Annotated in this window: 16 protein-coding genes and 2 pseudogenes; 15 read left to right on the top strand and 3 right to left on the bottom strand. The window is 66.0% G+C overall.

Annotated elements, in window-relative coordinates; translation table 11 throughout:
• Nucleotides 1-75 precede the first annotated feature (75 nt).
• The 5 genes from IED13_RS18005 to IED13_RS17985 are packed head-to-tail and all read left to right on the top strand — an operon-like array spanning nucleotide 76 to nucleotide 4,817.
• Complete coding sequence (locus tag IED13_RS18005; RefSeq protein WP_191124971.1) at nucleotides 76-1,053, top strand: ABC transporter permease; 978 nt, start codon at nucleotides 76-78, stop codon at nucleotides 1,051-1,053.
• Nucleotides 1,050-1,958 carry an ABC transporter permease gene (locus IED13_RS18000; protein WP_191124970.1) on the top strand — a complete coding sequence of 303 codons (909 nt, stop codon included), beginning with the start codon at nucleotides 1,050-1,052 and terminating at the stop codon, nucleotides 1,956-1,958. The genes IED13_RS18005 and IED13_RS18000 overlap by 4 nt, the downstream gene beginning before the upstream one ends.
• Complete coding sequence (locus tag IED13_RS17995; RefSeq protein WP_191124969.1) at nucleotides 1,955-2,935, top strand: ABC transporter ATP-binding protein; 981 nt, start codon at nucleotides 1,955-1,957, stop codon at nucleotides 2,933-2,935. The genes IED13_RS18000 and IED13_RS17995 overlap by 4 nt, the downstream gene beginning before the upstream one ends.
• Complete coding sequence (locus tag IED13_RS17990; RefSeq protein WP_191124968.1) at nucleotides 2,932-3,951, top strand: ABC transporter ATP-binding protein; 1,020 nt, start codon at nucleotides 2,932-2,934, stop codon at nucleotides 3,949-3,951. Before IED13_RS17995 ends, IED13_RS17990 begins: the two co-directional genes overlap by 4 nt.
• On the top strand, nucleotides 3,948-4,817 hold the full coding sequence (locus IED13_RS17985; RefSeq protein WP_191124967.1) for an alpha/beta hydrolase family protein: 870 nt from the start codon (nucleotides 3,948-3,950) through the stop codon (nucleotides 4,815-4,817). Before IED13_RS17990 ends, IED13_RS17985 begins: the two co-directional genes overlap by 4 nt.
• A 67-nt stretch (nucleotides 4,818-4,884) precedes the next feature.
• Here the strand turns inward: IED13_RS17985 and IED13_RS17980 are convergent, their stop codons facing one another.
• The gene (locus IED13_RS17980) at nucleotides 4,885-5,922 is read right to left on the bottom strand and encodes a substrate-binding domain-containing protein (RefSeq protein ID WP_191124966.1); all 1,038 of its coding nucleotides are present in this window, start codon (nucleotides 5,920-5,922) and stop codon (nucleotides 4,885-4,887) included.
• A 169-nt stretch (nucleotides 5,923-6,091) separates the two neighbouring features.
• Between IED13_RS17980 and IED13_RS17975 the strand changes: the two genes are divergently transcribed.
• The 7 genes from IED13_RS17975 to IED13_RS17945 all read left to right on the top strand — a co-directional run bounded on the left by IED13_RS17975 (nucleotide 6,092) and on the right by IED13_RS17945 (nucleotide 14,028).
• Complete coding sequence (locus IED13_RS17975; RefSeq protein WP_191124990.1) at nucleotides 6,092-7,354, top strand: extracellular solute-binding protein; 1,263 nt, start codon at nucleotides 6,092-6,094, stop codon at nucleotides 7,352-7,354.
• Between the two features lie 11 nt (nucleotides 7,355-7,365).
• On the top strand, nucleotides 7,366-8,295 hold the full coding sequence (locus IED13_RS17970) for a carbohydrate ABC transporter permease (RefSeq protein ID WP_051988112.1): 930 nt from the start codon (nucleotides 7,366-7,368) through the stop codon (nucleotides 8,293-8,295).
• 1 nt (nucleotide 8,296) lies between these two features.
• Nucleotides 8,297-9,148: a carbohydrate ABC transporter permease gene (locus tag IED13_RS17965; protein ID WP_038363673.1), complete on the top strand. Its 852-nt coding sequence runs from the start codon at nucleotides 8,297-8,299 to the stop codon at nucleotides 9,146-9,148.
• A 3-nt stretch (nucleotides 9,149-9,151) separates the two neighbouring features.
• Nucleotides 9,152-10,660 (top strand): argininosuccinate lyase, encoded by a 1,509-nt coding sequence (locus IED13_RS17960; RefSeq protein WP_191124965.1) that lies wholly within the window; start codon nucleotides 9,152-9,154, stop codon nucleotides 10,658-10,660.
• Nucleotides 10,660-11,751 (top strand): ABC transporter ATP-binding protein, encoded by a 1,092-nt coding sequence (locus IED13_RS17955; protein WP_038364392.1) that lies wholly within the window; start codon nucleotides 10,660-10,662, stop codon nucleotides 11,749-11,751. The genes IED13_RS17960 and IED13_RS17955 overlap by 1 nt, the downstream gene beginning before the upstream one ends.
• 106 nt (nucleotides 11,752-11,857) lie before the next feature.
• Nucleotides 11,858-13,246, top strand: a complete 1,389-nt coding sequence (locus tag IED13_RS17950) for an NfeD family protein (protein ID WP_191124964.1) — start codon at nucleotides 11,858-11,860, stop codon at nucleotides 13,244-13,246.
• On the top strand, nucleotides 13,243-14,028 hold the full coding sequence (locus tag IED13_RS17945; protein WP_113253689.1) for a slipin family protein: 786 nt from the start codon (nucleotides 13,243-13,245) through the stop codon (nucleotides 14,026-14,028). Before IED13_RS17950 ends, IED13_RS17945 begins: the two co-directional genes overlap by 4 nt.
• A 306-nt stretch (nucleotides 14,029-14,334) precedes the next feature.
• Here IED13_RS17945 and IED13_RS17940 read toward each other — a convergent pair whose 3' ends face one another.
• Nucleotides 14,335-14,808, bottom strand: a complete 474-nt coding sequence (locus IED13_RS17940) for a methyltransferase family protein (protein ID WP_191124963.1) — start codon at nucleotides 14,806-14,808, stop codon at nucleotides 14,335-14,337.
• A gap of 22 nt (nucleotides 14,809-14,830) precedes the next feature.
• Nucleotides 14,831-15,724 (bottom strand): NAD(P)/FAD-dependent oxidoreductase, encoded by an 894-nt coding sequence (locus IED13_RS17935; RefSeq protein WP_191124989.1) that lies wholly within the window; start codon nucleotides 15,722-15,724, stop codon nucleotides 14,831-14,833.
• 228 nt (nucleotides 15,725-15,952) lie between these two features.
• Between IED13_RS17935 and IED13_RS17930 the strand changes: the two genes are divergently transcribed.
• The 3 genes and pseudogenes from IED13_RS17930 to IED13_RS28910 all read left to right on the top strand — a co-directional run.
• A complete protein-coding gene (locus IED13_RS17930; protein WP_191124962.1) occupies nucleotides 15,953-16,600 on the top strand; it encodes a TetR/AcrR family transcriptional regulator in 648 nt (215 codons plus the stop codon).
• Nucleotides 16,601-16,723: 123 nt separating this feature from the next.
• A pseudogene (locus IED13_RS28915) lies at nucleotides 16,724-16,849 on the top strand (SAM-dependent methyltransferase); the annotation flags it as partial.
• A 42-nt stretch (nucleotides 16,850-16,891) separates the two neighbouring features.
• Nucleotides 16,892-17,044: pseudogene (locus tag IED13_RS28910) on the top strand (oxidoreductase); the annotation flags it as partial.
• Between the last annotated feature and the right edge of the window lie 83 nt (nucleotides 17,045-17,127).

The raw sequence follows: 17,127 nt of genomic DNA, 5'->3' as shown, positions 1-17,127 counted from the left end.
GAGAGGCCCATCGACAAGCCGGGCCGCCTCTTTCAGGGCGGCCCGCGAACCATTGAGCGGAGCCGGTCGAGCGTCATGAGCGCCTATGTCCTGCAGCGACTGATCCAGAGCGTGCTCGTGCTGCTCGCGGTCTCGGTCGTGGTGTTCTTCGCCGTCTACGGCATCGGCGACCCCGTCGAACTGCTCGTTTCGCCCTCGGCCAGCGCGGCCGAGCGCGAAGCGCTGGTCCGGCGCCTCGGCCTCGACCTGCCGGTCTGGCAGCAATATTTCGTCTTCATGGGCAATGCGCTCAAGGGCGATCTCGGCCGCTCCTTCGTGCATGGCGTGCCGGCGATCGAGCTCATTCTCGGGCGCCTGCCGGCGACCTTCGAGCTCGTCCTGCTCTCGATGACGCTGGCGATCGTCACCGGCGTGCCGCTCGGGCTCTATGCCGGGCTCGACCAGGACAGCCGGCCCTCGCGCATCATCATGGGCGCCACCGTCCTCGGCTTCTCGCTGCCGAGCTTCTGGAAGGGCATGATGCTGATCCTGCTCTTCGCAGTCGTGCTCCACTGGCTGCCGACGGCCGGGCGCGGCGAGACGGTCTCGGTCCTGGGCATCCGGACCAGCCTCGTGACCTGGGACGGGCTCGTCCATCTCGCCTTGCCCGCGATCAACCTCGCCATTCCCCAGATCGCGCTAATGACCCGCCTCGTCGCGGCCGGCACGAGCGAGGCGATGACGCAGGACTACGTCAAATATGCCCGCGCCAAGGGTGTCAGGCCGCGCCGCGTCGTGGGGCGGCACGTGCTGCGCAACATCCTGATCCCGGTCGTCACCGTTGTCGGCATCGAGTTCGGCAGTCTCGTCGCCTTCTCGACGATCACCGAGACGGTCTTCGCCTGGCCCGGCATGGGCAAGCTCCTGATCGACTCGGTCTATCAGCTCGATCGGCCGGTCGTGGTCGCCTATGTGCTGCTGGCGACGCTGCTCTTCGTCACCGTGAATTTCCTCGTCGACATCCTTTACGCCGCGCTCGACCCGCGGGTGAAGCTGACGGGAGAGATGGCATGAGCGCCAAGACGAAAGCGCCCACCGTTCCCGCCTATGCCGACACGCCCTTGCGCGAGAAGGTGCTGCGCCGCATCCGCAGCCGGCCGACGACGCGCGGCGCCGCGATCCTGCTCGGCATCATGGTTGCGCTGGCCCTGCTTGCCCCGGTCATCGCGCCGCAGAACCCGCATGACCTCGCCTCGCTCAGCGTGATGGACAACCGCCTGCCGCCCGGCGAGGCCGGCATGAACGGCATGACCTATTGGCTCGGCACGGATTCGCAGGGGCGGGACATGCTGAGCGCGATCCTCTACGGCCTGCGCACCAGCCTGATGGTCGGACTCACCGCGACGCTGGGCGCGCTCTTCATCGGCATCTCCGCCGGGCTCGTCGCGGCGCAGTTCGGCGGCGTCGTCGACGCCGTGATCATGCGCGTCGTCGACTTCATGCTCGGCTTTCCCTCGATCCTGATCGCGCTCGTGCTGCTCGCCTCGATCGGGCGCGGGGTCGACAAGGTCATCCTCGCAATCGTCTTGGTGCAATGGGCACAATATGCCCGGCTGATGCGCGCCTCCGCCATTGTCGAGCGGCGCAAGGAATATATCGAGGCCGCGCTCAATTTCGGCCTGCCGACCCGGCACATCATGATCGCGCATCTGCTGCCGAATTCGGTGGGCTCGGTGCTGGTCGTCGCGTCGATCAGCATCGCCGGCGCGATCACGCTGGAGGCGACGCTCTCCTTCCTCGGCGTCGGCGTGCCGGTGACGCAGCCCTCGCTCGGCCTGCTGATCGCCAACGGCTTCGAGTTCCTGCTCTCCGGCGAATACTGGATCGCGGTCTTCCCCGGCATCGCGCTGGTGCTGCTGATCGTCTCGCTCAACCTCGTCGGCGACCGGCTGCGCCGCAGCTTCAACGTGCGCTCATGAGTGACCCCTTGCTCGATGTCCGCGGCTTGCGGACCGTCTTCCACGCGCTCGACGGTGCCTGGCCCGCTGTCGACGGCGTCGATCTCAGCGTCTCGCGCGGCGAGGTGCTGGGGCTGGTCGGCGAATCCGGTTCCGGCAAATCGGTGACCGGCTTCTCGCTGGTGCGCCTCATCGATCCGCCGGGCGAGATCGTCGCCGGCACGGTGAGCTTCGGCGGCGAAGACCTGCGTGCGGCGTCGGAAGAGCGTCTGCGGAGTCTCCGCGGCGACCGCATCGCCATGATCTTCCAGGACCCGCTGATGACGCTGAACCCGGTGCTCAGCATCGGCGAGCAGATGAGCGAGGCGATCCTGGAACATCGCGATTGCAGCCGCGAGGAAGCGCTCGGCGAGGCCGCCAAGGCGCTGGCCCGTGTCGGCATCTCCTCGCCGGAAGCACGTCTCAAGCAGTTCCCGCACGAGTTCTCCGGCGGCATGCGCCAGCGCGTCGCGATCGCGACCGCTTTGCTCAATGCGCCCGACCTGATCATCGCCGACGAGCCGACCACGGCGCTCGACGTCACCATCCAGAGCCAGATCCTGTTCGAGGTGCAGAAGCTTGCCCGCGAGACCGGCACGGCCGTGCTCTGGATCACGCATGACCTCGCCGTGGTGGCCGAGCTCGCCGACCGGGTGGCGGTGATGTATGCCGGCCGCGTCGTCGAGATCGGGCCGGTGGACGAGGTGCTCGATCAGCCACGCCATCCCTATACGCTCGGCCTGCTCCATTCCTCGGCTGCCAATGTTCTGCCTGGCGAGCGCCTGAACCAGATCGACGGCGTCGCGCCGCGTATCGATGCCCGGCCCAGCGGCTGCCCGTTCCGGCCGCGCTGCCCGCGCGTCCAGCCGGTCTGTGCCATCAGTGATCCTGAGACGACAGGCGAGGGCGCACATCGCTTCCGCTGCCACAATCCGGTGCCGGTGGGAGAAGCGGCATGAGTGCTTCGACCAGCGCCCCGATCATCGAGCTCAAGGGCATCACCAAGCATTTCCGGCGCAAGCCGACCTTGGCGGAACGCATCCTGATGGCGACCGGGCGCGGCAAGGCGCCACCGGTTCTGCGCGCCGTCGACGGCATCGATCTCAGCGTCAAGCGCGGCGAGGTGCTCGGCCTCGTCGGCGAATCCGGCTGCGGCAAGTCCACGCTGGCCCGCGTCGTCACTGGCATCCTGAAGCCGACGACCGGCGAGGTCGTCTATGAGCAGCGGCCGGTCGTCGGGCTCAAGGGGAAGGAGCGGCTCGATTTCCTGCTGAAGGTCCAGATGATCTTCCAGGATCCTTACGCTTCGCTCGACCCGCGCATGAAAATCAGTCGCATCGTCGGTGAGGCGCTGAGCGTCCACAAGCTGCTGCCGAAGGCGGAGATCGATGGGGCGGTCGACCAGGCGTTGAGCGAGGTCGGGCTCGATCTCGCCTATCGCGAGCGCTATCCGCATCAGTTCTCCGGGGGGCAGCGCCAGCGCATCGGCATCGCGCGGGCACTCGCCGTGAAGCCGGATTTCCTGGTCTGCGACGAGCCGGTCTCGGCCCTCGACGTCTCGATCCAGGCGCAGGTCATCAACCTGTTCATGGATGTGCGCGAGCGCCATGGCCTGACCTATCTCTTCGTCAGCCATGATCTCGGCCTCGTCCGCCATATCAGCGACCGCGTCGCGATCATGTATCTCGGCCGCATCGTCGAGGTCGGCACGGCGGCTGAGATCTTCGCCGAGCCGGCGCATCCCTATAGCGCAGCGCTGATCGCGGCGATTCCGTCAGCAGCGCGGCGCAAGCGCGCCTTCCAGCCGCTCAAGGGCGAATTGCCCTCGCCCCTGGCGCCGCCGCCCGGCTGTCCATTCCATCCGCGCTGCGAGCAGGCCATGCCCGTCTGCCGCGAAGTCCGGCCGAAGCTCATCGAGATCGCGCCCGGCCGCAGCGCCGCCTGCCATCTGCACAAGGCTCCGGAGGCCGCATGATCACCACCACCCTCAACCCGGCGGTCGGCCGGGGCGAGCTGCCCTTCGTCGATGGCTTCCATCCCGGCCGGCCACTCGTGGTGAACTTCTATCGGCCGGCGGGTCACCGGCCGAACGATCCGGTCATCGTCGTGCAGCACGGCATGCTGCGCAATGGCGACGATTACCGCGATTTCTGGATCGATGCGGCCGAGAAGCACAATCTGCTGATCGTCGCGCCGACCTTTCCCGACGAGGCGTTCCCCAAGGCCGAGAGCTACAATAACGGTCTTGTCGTTTCGGAGGACGGGACGATCGCTCCGCGCGGGCAGTGGCTCTACACCGTGCCGGAGCGCGTGCTCGACGCGCTGCGTGCCGGCGGCGCGATCGACAAGCCGGTCATCCGCATCTTCGGCCATTCGGCCGGCGGCCAGTTCGTGCATCGCATGTTGGCGATCGAGGGCGGCGAGCTCTTCGCGGCGGCGATGGCCTCCAATCCGGGTTGGTACACTTTGCCTACGCTGGAGCGGCGCTTCCCGGAAGGGCTCGGCGGGCTCGGGCTCGACCGGGAGGCGCTGGCGCGCTGGCTCGCCTATCCGATGATCCTCTTCGCCGGCGACCAGGACATCGTCACCGACGACCCCAACCTGCCGGCGCAGCCCGAGGCGCTGGCGCAGGGACCGCACCGCTACGGCCGCGCCCATTTCATGCTGGACTTCGCGCGGGCCGAAGCCGTGCGGCTCGGCACCGCCTGCAACTGGAGCCTCATCACGGTCGCAGGTGTCGGCCATGACGGGGCTGCGATGTCGCGCGCGGCCGCGGCCTACTGGTTCGAGGGACGGATCCCCGGCGTCGAAGAGCTGAAGCCCCAGGGCGCGGTGGCCTGAGCCTTCGGGTCGGCAGAGCCGGTCGCCTCGGTGCCCGGCCGTCGCGAGGGCCGGGCGATGCCGGCCTCTACGGCTCTGGTCTCGCCAATGCGACGGAATCGCGCAGAACGAGCTCGAAGGGCATGATCTTGCGGATGGGTCCCGGGACCTTCCCCTCGATCAGGTCGATCAGGATCAGCGCAAGCTCCTCGCCTGCGCTGCGGATCGAGGTCGCTGTCGCCGTCAGCGACGGCACGAAGTCGGCCGCGCTGAAGCCCCTGACGCCGTCATCGTGGCACACCACGGATACGTCGATGCCGACCTTCAGCCCGTGCTCGCCCAAGGCGCGATAGACGCCGCGCGCCTGGAAAACCGAACCGCACAGGAAGGCGGTCGGCCGTTTCGTATCGGAAAGCCGACGCATCGCGGTCTCGTAGCCCGTCGCTTCGGTCATCGAGACGAATTCGATCGCATCCGGCGGCGGCGTCAGCCCGCGCGCGGCGAAGGCACGCCGGAAGCTCGCCGCGCGCGCTGCGACATATCGGAACTGCGCGAGGCCGTTGATCGCGACGATGTGCCGATGCCCGTAATCGAGGAGCAGGGTCGTCAGGCGCTCGAAGGCGTTGTCATTGTCCGTGTCGACGAAGGAATAGGGCTCCTCCACCTCGCTGCGCCCATGCACGACGAAGGGCAGGCGAAGCTCGTTCAGCAAGGCGATGCGGGGATCGTCGACAAGGGGGCGCGTGATGATGATGCCGTCGACCGCCTTCGACGAGGCGAGCCGGCGCAGGACAGCAGCCTCGTCGCCCTGAAAGGGAGACAGCAGCAGATTGTAGTTGCGGCTGGTGATGGCGGTCGAGATGCCCGCCAGCACATCGACGAAATTGGTCTCGGGCAGTTGCAGGCGCTCGAGCGGAAAGGACAGCCCGATCGTCTCGGCCCGGCCGAGCGCGAGGCTGCGGGCACGCGCATTCGGCCGATAGCCGGCCGCCTCGGCCGCCGAGACGACGCGCAGGCGGGTCGTCTCGGGAATGCCGGGATGGGCCCGCAAGGCGCGGCTCACGGTGGATTGCGACAGACCGAGCTGCAGGGCGAGCGTTTTCAGATCGGCGGCATTCTTGTGCAAGCGCTTGCTTTCATCATGCGGCAAGGCGTCAGTCGCTTGCCGGGTGCTTGCCAGAATTAGCCCATATCAGGGCCGGTTGACAAATCTCCGCATCTCCGTAGCATGCAAGCGCTTGCATAATACACTGGCAAACAGTGATGCTCCCGGGAGGATGCCCCAGATGAATTTCATGAAGGTCGCCCGCCGATCGTTTCTGGCCTCTGCGCTGGCGCTCGGCGTCTTCGCCGCCGGCTCCGGCCGCGCGCAGGCCGTCGAGATCCAGTACTGGCAATACGTCTTCGACACCCGCGTCCAGGCGATGACCGAGCTGATCAAGCAGTTCGAGGCCGAGAACCCCGGCATCACCGTCAAGCAGGTCACCTTCCCCTATGCCGACTACCAGACGCGCCTGATCGCGGCCAAGGCGGCCGGGCGCGGCCCGGAGGTGATGCAGCTCTTCTATGGCTGGCTCGACACCTTCATCGCCGGCAAGCTGGTCCAGCCGCTGCCGCAGACGGCCTTCAAGAATGCCGAGATCGAGCGCGATTTCTTCCCGATCGTCTCGGCGATGAAGCGCGGCGACCAGTATTACGGCTTGCCGACGGCCGTGCGCTCCATGGCCTTGTTCTACAACAAGGACCTGTTCCAGAAGGCCGGCCTCGACCCGGAAAAGCCGCCGCGGACGCTGGACGAGTTCGTCGCGGCCGCCAAGGCGATCGCCAAGCGCGACGCGGCCGGGAATTTCCAGCAGGTCGGCATCGCGCTCGACATCGCCCGGCAGGACCATAACTGGTGGCGCGAGATCCTGGTGCGCCAGTATGGCGGCGAATCCTATTCCGCCGATGGCAGCAAGGTCGCCTACAACACCGAGGCCGGAGAAAAGGCGCTCGCCTTCTACACCGGCCTGCAGAAGGTGCACCGTGTCGGCCAAGAGAGCTTCATGGACGAGGGCCAGGCGGCCTTCCGTGCGGGCCTCGCCGGCATGGTGGTGGACGGCACCTTCCGCGTCGCCTCCTACAAGACGATCCAGAGCTTCAAATGGGGCGTGGTCGAGCTGCCGACCCACGACGGCAAGAAGGCCAATTTCGGCAGCTATTTCGCCAACGCCATCGGCGCTTCGGCGACGGGCGAGAAGCTCGCGGCGGCCGAGAAGTTCATGGCCTTCATCTCCTCCGAGAAGGCGATGAACGTCTGGCTGGAGAAGGTCGGCGAATTGCCGGCCCGGCGCGCCGTCGCGCTGACGGAGGCCAATATCAAGGACCCGATCTACGGCCCCTTCATCCGCGGGCTCGACTATGCGGCGACGCCGCCGATGGTCGACGAGGCGGCCCAGCGCCAGGTCTCGATCGACATGATCAACGCCGTGCTGCTGAAGGACACGCCGATCAAGGACGCGCTGAATGCGGCGGCCACGCGTGAGCAGGCCATCCTCGACAAGTTCAAGGCCAAATAAGAGGCCCGCGCATGTCCGTGACATTATCGCCCCGGAGCGCCGGCGCCAGCGGGGTCTGGGGGCGGCTGTCGATTTCGACGAAGCAGATCGTCTGGGCCTGGACCTTCCTCGCCCTGCCGGTGCTGTTCTTCGCCATCGTCCGCTTCTACCCGACGCTGGAAGGCTTCTACCTGTCGACGACCGACTGGGATTTGCTGAACGAGGCGCGCTTCGTCGGCCTCGACAATTATCGCAAGCTCTTCGCCGATCCGGTGTTCTGGCAGGTTTTCCGCAACACCTTCGCCTATCTCGTCTTCGGCACGCCGATCGCGATCCTGCTCTCCTTCGCCATCGCCTATTATCTCGACCGGGTGACCTTCCTGCACGGGCTGATCCGGGCACTCTACTTCCTGCCCTATCTCACGACGGCGGCGGCGATGGCCTGGGTCTGGCGCTGGTTCTACCAGCCGCCGCCGATCGGCGTGATCAACAGCATCCTCGGCTCCGTCGGCATCCCGGCCCAGCCCTTCCTGCGCTCGATCGATCAGGCACTGCCGGCGATCATGCTGACCGCGATCTGGGCGCATCTCGGCTTCCAGATCATCATCTTCATGGCGGGCCTGCGCGCCATTCCGACGAGCTATTACGAGGCGGCGCGCATCGACGGGTTGGGGGAGGGGGCGATCCTGACCCGCATCACCATCCCGCTGCTGAAGCCGACCACCGTCTTCCTCGTCGTGTTCTCGTCGATCGGCTTCCTGCGGATTTTCGACCAGGTCTACAACATGACCAGCAACGACCCCGGCGGGCCGCTCAACTCGACCAAGCCGCTGGTGCTGATGATCTACCAGACGGCCTTTTCCTCCTACCAGATGGGCTATGCCGCGGCCCAGACCGTCGTGCTGTTCGTGATCCTGTTCTCGATCTCGATGGCGCAGCTCTGGATCCTGAGGAGCCGCTGAGATGAGCGAGAGCGCAAAGCCCTCCTACGCCTATGGCAGCACCATCCGTCCCGGCCGGATCGTCGCCTGGACGATCCTCTTCCTCGGCGGCATCGTCATGATGACGCCGCTGCTCTTCATGTTCTCGACATCGCTCAAGACGGCCGGCCATGTCTACGATCTGCGCCTGATCCCCGAGCAGCCGACGCTCGCCAACTACGTCAAGGTCCTGTCCGACGGGCGCTTCGTCCGCTGGTTCCTGAACTCGACGCTGATCGCGACGATCGTCACGCTGTCCTGTCTGTTCTTCGACAGCCTCGTCGCCTACACGCTGGCAAAGTTCGACTTTCCCGGCCGCCGCCTCGTCTTCCTGGCGATCCTGTCGACGCTGATGATCCCGACCGAGATGCTGGTCATTCCCTGGTATCTGATGGCGAGCAAGCTCGGCTGGATCGACACCTATTGGGGCATCATGTTTCCGGGACTGGTCACCGCCTTCGGCGTCTTCCTGATGCGGCAATTCTTCGAGACGGTGCCGAACGACTTCCTTGAGGCGGCCCGCGTCGACGGCCTCAACGAGTTCGCGATCTGGTGGAAGGTGGCGCTGCCGCTGGTCACGCCCGCGCTCTCGGCACTGGCGATCTTCACCTTCCTCGGCAACTGGACGGCTTTCTTCTGGCCGCTGATCGTCACCACCGACCCGTCGCTCTACACGCTGCCGGTGGGGCTCTCCAGCTTCGCCGTCGAGCAGTCGATCCAGTGGGAACTGATCATGACGGGGGCGGCGCTCGCCACCATCCCGACGCTGGCGATCTTCCTGTTCTTCCAACGCTACATCGTACGCGGCGTCATGCTCGCCGGGGTCAAAGGCTAGGCTATGGGTTCCTTACAGACCAACGACCGATCGCGCTTTCCCGATCCGGTCTATCGCGAGACCGTGCTGAGGCCGCTCTTCGACGGCGCCCGCCACCACCATGCCGAGGCGCTGCGCCGCATCGACCGCGCGCATCTCGTCATGCTGGTCGAGACCGGCATTCTCGATGCCGGCCAGGGCGCGGCGATCGCCCGCGCGCTGCTGGCGATGGAGCACGAGATCGACCCGGCCGCGCTCGCCTATGGCGGGGATGTCGAGGACTACTTCTTCTACATGGAGCGTGAGCTGAAGGCGCGCGCCGGGACCGATATCGGCGGGCGGCTGCACACGGCGCGCTCGCGCAACGACATCGACCACACCTTCCTCAAGCTCGACCTGCTGCCGCGCATCGACCGGCTGCTCGCGGCCTGCCGACAATTGCTGGCGGCGCTGATCGAGACCGCCACGCGCGACCGCGACGTGCTGATCGTCGCCTATACCCATGGCCAGCCGGCCCAGCCGACGACCTATGGGCATTATCTCGCGGCGATCATCGAGATCCTGATCCGCGACATCGAGCGGATCGAGGCCGCGCGCGGCATCGTCGATCTCTGCCCGCTCGGCGCGGCCGCGATCACCACTTCGGGCTTTCCGATCGACCGGCAGCGCGTGGCCGACCTTCTCGGCTTTGCCGCGCCACTGCAGAACTCCTATTCCTGCATCGCCGCGACCGACTACCTGACCTCGATCTACAGCGCGGTCTCGCTGCTGTTCCTGCATCTTGGCCGGCCGGTCCAGGATTTCCAGTTCTGGTCGAGCTTCGAGGTCGGGCAGCTCTATCTGCCGAACGCCTTCGTGCAGATCTCCTCGATCATGCCGCAGAAGCGCAATCCGGTGCCGTTCGAGCATCTGCGCCATCTCTCGGGCCAGGCGGTTGGGCGTGCCCGTGCCGTGGTCGACGTGATGCACAACACCCCCTTCACCGACATGACCGACAGCGAGTCCGAGACCCATGAGATGGGTTATCAGGCGATCGATGTCGGGCTTCGCGTCCTCGACCTGCTGACCGCGACGATCCGCGCCGGGCAGATCGACCCGGACCGGGTCGCGGTCAATCTCAGCCGCTCCTGCGCCACGATCACCGAGCTTGCCGACTGGCTGGTGCGCAGCGAGGGGCTGTCCTTCCGGCTCGGCCACGAGATTGCCGCCGATGTCGCCCGGGCCGTCGTGGCCATGGCCGGCGATTTGCCGACCGACGGCTATCCGGCCTTCACCACGGCTTTCGAGCACCATGTCGGGCGCAAGCCGGCGGCGGATGCGGCCGAATTCGCCCGGATGGTCTCGCCGGAGCATTTCGTCGCGGTTCGCGACCGCTTCGGCGGCCCGGCGCCGGCAGCGCTCGATGCCGCCTTTGCCGGCTATCGCGAGGCGCTCGATGGATTCGACCGGCACGCGACGGACATCGCCCAACGGCAAAGCGCCGCGGCCGCCGAGCTCGAACGCCGCGTTCACGAGATCGCAAAGGGTGGATGATGGCACGCATCGAGCTGGAGCAGATCGTCAAGCGCTATGGCAGCATCACCACGGTCCACGGCATCGACCTGACGATCGATGACGGCGAGTTCGTCGTGCTCGTCGGCCCCTCGGGCTGCGGCAAGTCGACGACGCTGCGCATGATCGCCGGGCTGGAGGCGATTTCGGGCGGGACGCTGCGCATCGGCGGGCAGGTGGTCAATGACCGCGAGCCCAAGCACCGCAACATCGCGATGGTCTTCCAGAACTACGCGATCTACCCGCATCTGACCGTGGCGCAGAATATCGGCTTCGGGCTCTACACCTCCAAGCTCTCCAAGGCCGAGAAGCAGGCCCGGATCCGCGAGACGGCGAAGACCCTGAGCCTGGAGCCCTATCTCGAACGGCGCCCCGCCGCGCTCTCCGGCGGGCAGCGGCAGCGCGTGGCGATCGGCCGGGCGATGGTGCGCGATCCCGTCGCCTTCCTCTTCGACGAACCACTCTCGAACCTCGACGCCCAGCTGCGCGGCCAGATGCGGCTGGAGATCAAGCAGCTCCACCAGCGGCTCGGCAGCACCATCGTCTTCGTCACCCATGATCAGGTCGAGGCGATGTCGCTTGCCGACCGGATCGTCGTGATGCGCGACGGCCGCATCCTGCAGGTCGGCGCGCCGATGGATCTCTACAACCGGCCGGCGGACATCTTCACCGCGCGCTTCATCGGCACGCCGGAGATGAACATGATCGACGGGATTGTCGCCGACGGCCATGTGGAGCTGGAGGCCAATGCCGCTGCCGTCGATCTTTCCGGCCTCGGCGGCTTGCCGCGCGGTGTCGAGGCCGGCCAGCCCATCGTTCTCGGCGTCAGGCCGCAGGAGCTGCATCTGCTCGCCGGCGGGCGTGGCGATTTCCCGATCCGAATCGAGGGCAGGGTCCGGGTGGCCGAGCCGCACGGCTCCGAAACCTTCGTCCTGCTCGACTTGCCGGCAGGCCAGCTGGTCGCCCGCGCGCCCTCGACGGTCTCGTTCAAGCCCGGCGATGCGGTCGCCTTCGGGGCCGAGGCGAACAGCCTGCGGGTCTTCGACAAGCGGACGGAGAAGCTCGTCAACTGAGCCCGCGCAGACCGACGCCAGCGAGGCATTGGCCGTTCCGCCGCCGTTGCCGGCCTCATGGATTTCGCAGGAATCCACCCCATATGGATTCCACGGAGTTCTGAGCGTGAGACTCGCGCGGGTGGCCCTTTTCGCGGCGGCCGTCGCGGCCGCGGCGATCCTCTCCTCCTTCTCTCCCGCGCAAACGGTGGCGGGCAGGGTCGCTTTGAGTGTCGCGATCGACGGCGCCATCGGTCCGGCAAGCTCCCGCCAGCTCAAGCAGGCGCTGAACGTCGCTGCCGAGCGGAAGGCCGCGGTCCTCATCCTGCAGTTGAACACGCCCGGCGGGCTGGTCACCTCGATGCGCGAGATGATCGCCGACATCCTGGCCTCTCCCGTTCCCGTCATCGGCTATGTCGCGCCTGCCGGCGGCCATGCGGCGAGCGCCGGCACCTACATCCTCTACGCCACCCATGTCGCGGCGATGGCACCCGGCACCAATCTCGGGGCCGCCACCCCGGTGCAGATCGGCGGGCTGCCCTCGCTTCCCGGCGGCGAGAAGGATAACGGCCCGGGTGGCAATGGGAAGGACACCGGAGCGCACGCGCCTGTCGATGCCATGACGATCAAGGTCACCAATGACGCGGTCGCTCTGATCCGCTCGCTTGCCGAATTGCGCGGGCGCAATGGCGACTGGGGCGAAAAGGCCGTGCGCGAGGGGGCGAGTCTCTCGGCCAGCGCAGCGCTCGATCAGCGTGTCATCGACTTCGTCGCCCGCGACACGGCCGAACTCCTGCAACTGGCCGATGGCCGCACCGTCGAGGTGGCCGGCAAGAAGGAGGTTCTGGCCACGAAGGGCCTGGCCGTTGAGACGCTGGAGCCCGGCTGGTTCATCCAGCTTCTCGCCGTCATCACCAATCCGAACACCGCCGTCATCCTCATGCTGGTCGGCTTCTATGGCCTCGTCTTCGAGTTTGTCAGCCCCGGCGCGGTGGCGCCCGGTGTCGTCGGAGCCATCTGCCTCGTGCTCGGCCTCTACGCGCTCGATCAGCTGCCGATCAACTATACCGGGCTGGCCCTGATGCTACTCGGCGTTGCCTTCCTCATCATCGAGACCTTCAATCCGACGGTCGTGCTGGGGCTCGGCGGCGCAGCCGCCTTCCTGCTCGGCTCCACCATGCTGCTTCAGACCGAAGGGCCGGGCTTCGGCGTGTCCTGGGCGGTCATCGGCCCCGCCGCTGCGCTCAGCCTGGCACTCGCCCTGCTTGCCGGCACCTATCTCTGGACGGCGCGTCGCAATCCGCCGCGCATTGGCGGCGAGGCCATGCGCGGCCTTGCCGTGGACGTCCTCGACTGGAACGGCGGCGAGGGCCATGTGCTGGCGCTCGGCGAACGCTGGCGGGCGAAGGCCGACGAGCCCATCGCACCGGGGGGCAGTGCGGAGGTGACCGCCGTCAGCGGCCTCGTGCTGACAGTGCGGCGGCGCGATGCGGCAAATGACGGAGCAAAGCGATGATCGTCAGTTATGTGGCCTATCTGATCATAGCGCTGCTGGCAGCGCTGTTCCTGTCGGCTGCAATCCGCATCCTGAGGGAGTATGAGCGCGGCGTGGTCTTCACGCTCGGCCGCTTCACCGGGGTCAAGGGGCCGGGCCTCATCATCCTCGTCCCGTTCGTCCAGCAGATGGTGCGCGTGGACCTGCGCGTCGTGGTGCAGGACGTGCCGCCGCAGGATGTCATCTCGCGCGACAACGTCTCGGTGAAGGTCAATGCGGTGCTCTATTTCCGCATCGTCGATGCCGAGCGCGCGATCATCCAGGTCGAGGATTTCATGACGGCCACCAACCAGCTGGCGCAGACGACTTTGCGCTCGGTGCTCGGCAAGCATGAGCTCGACGAGATGCTGGCCGAGCGCGACAGGCTCAACAGCGACATCCAGGAGATTCTCGACCAGCGCACCGATGCCTGGGGCATCAAGGTCTCCAATGTCGAGATCAAGCATGTCGACCTCAACGAGAGCATGGTCCGCGCCATCGCCAAGCAGGCCGAGGCGGAGCGGCTGCGGCGGGCCAAGGTGATCAACGCCGATGGCGAGCAGCAGGCGGCGGCAAAGCTGGTCGAGGCGGGACGCATGCTGGCGGCCGAGCCGCAAGCCATGCAACTGCGCTATTTCGAAGCCCTGCACGACATCGCCGGCGAGCGCACATCGACAGTGGTGTTCCCCTTGCCGATGGATTTGCTGAGGCAATTCCTGCAGCAGCCGGGCGATGGTGGAGGCGCGATGTCGCGCACCCCATAAGTCAAAGCTGGTAGCGGGCTAAGTCGTTGATTTTCGGTGAGGTTGACATCCATAAGATGGTCGCGCTGCACCCCAAAAAACCGAAGCATTCGGCAGTTCGCACCCCATAATTGGAAACCTGCGGTTCGCGAACGATTCGAATCCTCAACGAAAGCGCGGAGAGCGGAACCGCTGTTGCGCCGGCCGAAATCGATGCCGCGACCAAGCGTCGGCGCGCGAGCGATTTCTGGGATCGCGTCATGTTAGCACGAGCATCGCCACCCCAAAGAAGGGCCAGAGCTCGCGCGTGGTCTCGCTGAGCGAGGGTCAGAACCAGCGGCGAACCTCGGCCTTGTAGCGGCGGTAGTCGTCGCCGAACTTCGCTTCGAGATAGCGCTCCTCGCGGGCGATCACCTGCGTCTGGATCGCGATCAGCACCAAGGAGAGCAAGGCGAAGGCGATCGGCCCGTCGAAGCCAATCGCAAGGCCGGCATAGACAAGCGCCATGCCGAGATACATGGAATTGCGGGTCCACCGATAAGGACCGGTCGTTGCGATGAGGGTCGTTGGTTGCGAAGGCGGAACGTTGGTGCCCAGCCGCCGGAACAGCCCCGCCGCCGCAAGCATCATCGCCGCGCCGGCAACGAACAGCAGCGCGCCCGTCGCGACCAGCAACCGCCAGTCGATGCCGAAAGAGCGCAGGGCGACGAACCGCTCCGCCGCCAGCCCCAACAGCAGCGCTCCCAGATAGAGGAAGGGCGGAGGGAAGCGCACACCCGCGCTGTCCGGCTCGACGGCCATGCTCATCCTCCAATCTGTGCTCTCACACCAGCATCGACTGCTGGGCGGAGATCCCCGCCATCGCGCCTTGCCATGATGCCGTGGTCACCGAGGGGATGACGGGGTTGGTGAGGTCCCCCGCAGCGTAGATGCCGGGCATGCTGGTTTCGCGGCGCTCGTCGACCTTGAGGACGATGCCAAGAGGCGTGTCGACTGTGGCGAGACCCAATGCTTCATGCAGGCTTGCGGACGGCTTGTTGCGCGGATGCGCGAACAGGATGTCGACCGCGACATCGGGGCTGGTATCGAGCTTGACGGTGGCGCCATGCTCCCCGTGATGGGCGACCTCGGTGATTCGGCCGTCGACGACAGGTGTGTTGCGACGCCCCAGATCAACCCGGATATCGGGCGGAATGTCGTGACCATCAGCGAAGACGGTCAACCTGTCGGTCCAGTCGTGGAACAGCCTGACCTGGTTCATCGACTGCGGGCCGGACCAGACGAGGCCCCAATGCTGGTCGGCGACTTCAAAGCCATCGCAATAGGGGCAAGGGACGATGGATGTGCCCCAGCTTTCAGCAAAACCCGGAACAGCAGGCATCTGGTCGACAACGCCATAACTCAGGATTAGGCGGCGCGCGCCAAGCCTTTCGCCATCGCCGGTGAGGACGGAGAAATTGTCGATGGTACCGGAGATGCTGTCGGCCCGGGCATTGACCAGCTTGATCGCGGGATAACGCGCCAGTTGCTGCCGCGCCTCGGCCAGGATGTCCAGCGGTGGCTTGTGATCGTGGCCGAGCATGCCATGTGAGCGGCCCGCGAAGCGATTGCGCGGCAGGCCGGTATCGAGAACGGTGACCTTACGGCGGGCACGGCCGAGCTGAAGGGCGGCGGCGAGGCCGGCAAAGCTGCCGCCGATGATGATGACGTCATCCATGGTGATGGGCTCCGTGTTGCGGATAGAGAGGGTTGGGCTGGGCTGGGCGGTGGCCTGGGCGCGGGTGATGCCGATGGTGGAAAGGGCAGCCAGCTTCAGCAGGGTGCGTCGTTGCATGGATCTCTCGTGTTCGGGCCGGCGATCGGCCGGTGAACGCGCTTGCATATTTCCGAAACTGAATGGTATCGTATTTCAGGAATTACGATACTGTCAAGGACTGGAATTGTCGTGACCGAAAATAGTCGAGGCCGGCGCGGCCGGCCCGCCAACGAGGCGCTTGGCCAAACGATCGTCGACACCGCGGGCGAACTTTTTGCGGAACTGGGTTTTCAAGCGACGACTTTGGACAAGGTCGCCCAGCGAGCGAAGATATCCAAGCTCAGCATCTACAGGCACTTCGAGAACAAGGAGGCGCTGTTTGGCGCGGCGTTTGCGGCCCGCTGCCATCAGTTAATACCGCAGGCCCTTTTTGAAGGCGTCGACGGTTCGGCCGAAGACCAGCTCATGGCGGTGGGATCATCGCTGCTTCGCACGCTGTTGAGCCCGGAAGTCCGCAATGTCGAAGCCATGGTCATGGCCGACGTCAGGAGTCAAACGTCGTTGAGCAAGCTCCATTACGAAGCCGGACCCGCCCATATCATCGCCCAAATCGAGGCTCTGTTGCGTCAATTGCACGCGAAGGCACTTCTGAACGTGCCCGACCCACTCCCGTCGGCCCGCTTGTTTGCCGCGCTTTTCAAAGGGGCCGATCTCCTGATGATCGCACGCTTCGATGAGGCGAGAGCAGAGGACGAAAACGAGATCGAATCCTATTGCCGGTCAGCCGTCGCCATGTTCATCGCCGCGCACGGCGGCAAGGACCGCGCGGGCGGATAGCCTAGAAGAGGCCGCGGAGAGCGTGTGGTCATCGTCCTCGATCGAACCTGAGCAGCCAGAACGGTACCAATGACATTGTCATCTGCCGAAGCGCGCAGCGCAAAATCAGAACAAGGATATGGCATGGCACAGCAAAATGCCGATCAGATCGCCGACTGGAGTGGCCAAAACGAGGAGCGCTGGGTCCCTTATCGGACCCGGCTCGATGCCATGATGGCAGTGTTCGGCCCGGCGTGGATCGTCACCGCGCAATCCGGCAAGTTGACGGGGCGATGACGACGGCCGCCACGCGCCAAGACTATCCTCGAGGCTGCAACGGCCGTTGCGCCGAAGCGGCGCTATGCGGCTGGAAAGATGGCGCGCCAGGTAAGTTTTCGGCGCTGCTTCGTCCCGAAATCCGCGTTCGACAAGAGCCTGCGGAAGCAGAACGGGCTGCCAACCTGATGGCGACCTCCGCGATCGGCACGGACGATTGGGACATTGTGGTGAATCCCGCAAGGATCGGAAACATCGGTGCGAGGTCGCGC

This window comes from Allobosea spartocytisi (genome assembly GCF_014764685.1).
In the GTDB taxonomy this organism is placed as follows: domain Bacteria; phylum Pseudomonadota; class Alphaproteobacteria; order Rhizobiales; family Beijerinckiaceae; genus Allobosea; species Allobosea spartocytisi.
The sequence above is the reverse complement of the archived record's forward strand: the minus strand, read 5'-3'. Positions and strand labels throughout refer to the sequence as shown.

Bases quoted from the DNA above. Each gene is read 5' to 3' on its own strand.
- IED13_RS18000 (WP_191124970.1), top strand. From the start codon at position 1,050: ATGAGCGCCAAGACGAAAGCGCCCACCGTTCCCGCCTATGCCGACACG.
- IED13_RS17940 (WP_191124963.1), bottom strand. From the start codon at position 14,808: ATGGCCGTCGAGCCGGACAGCGCGGGTGTGCGCTTCCCTCCGCCCTTC.
- IED13_RS17995 (WP_191124969.1), top strand. From the start codon at position 1,955: ATGAGTGACCCCTTGCTCGATGTCCGCGGCTTGCGGACCGTCTTCCAC.
- IED13_RS17985 (WP_191124967.1), top strand. From the start codon at position 3,948: ATGATCACCACCACCCTCAACCCGGCGGTCGGCCGGGGCGAGCTGCCC.
- IED13_RS17960 (WP_191124965.1), top strand. From the start codon at position 9,152: ATGGGTTCCTTACAGACCAACGACCGATCGCGCTTTCCCGATCCGGTC.
- IED13_RS17970 (WP_051988112.1), top strand. From the start codon at position 7,366: ATGTCCGTGACATTATCGCCCCGGAGCGCCGGCGCCAGCGGGGTCTGG.
- IED13_RS17990 (WP_191124968.1), top strand. From the start codon at position 2,932: ATGAGTGCTTCGACCAGCGCCCCGATCATCGAGCTCAAGGGCATCACC.
- IED13_RS17965 (WP_038363673.1), top strand. From the start codon at position 8,297: ATGAGCGAGAGCGCAAAGCCCTCCTACGCCTATGGCAGCACCATCCGT.
- IED13_RS17945 (WP_113253689.1), top strand. From the start codon at position 13,243: ATGATCGTCAGTTATGTGGCCTATCTGATCATAGCGCTGCTGGCAGCG.
- IED13_RS17935 (WP_191124989.1), bottom strand. From the start codon at position 15,724: ATGGATGACGTCATCATCATCGGCGGCAGCTTTGCCGGCCTCGCCGCC.
- IED13_RS17955 (WP_038364392.1), top strand. From the start codon at position 10,660: ATGGCACGCATCGAGCTGGAGCAGATCGTCAAGCGCTATGGCAGCATC.
- IED13_RS18005 (WP_191124971.1), top strand. From the start codon at position 76: ATGAGCGCCTATGTCCTGCAGCGACTGATCCAGAGCGTGCTCGTGCTG.
- IED13_RS17975 (WP_191124990.1), top strand. From the start codon at position 6,092: ATGAAGGTCGCCCGCCGATCGTTTCTGGCCTCTGCGCTGGCGCTCGGC.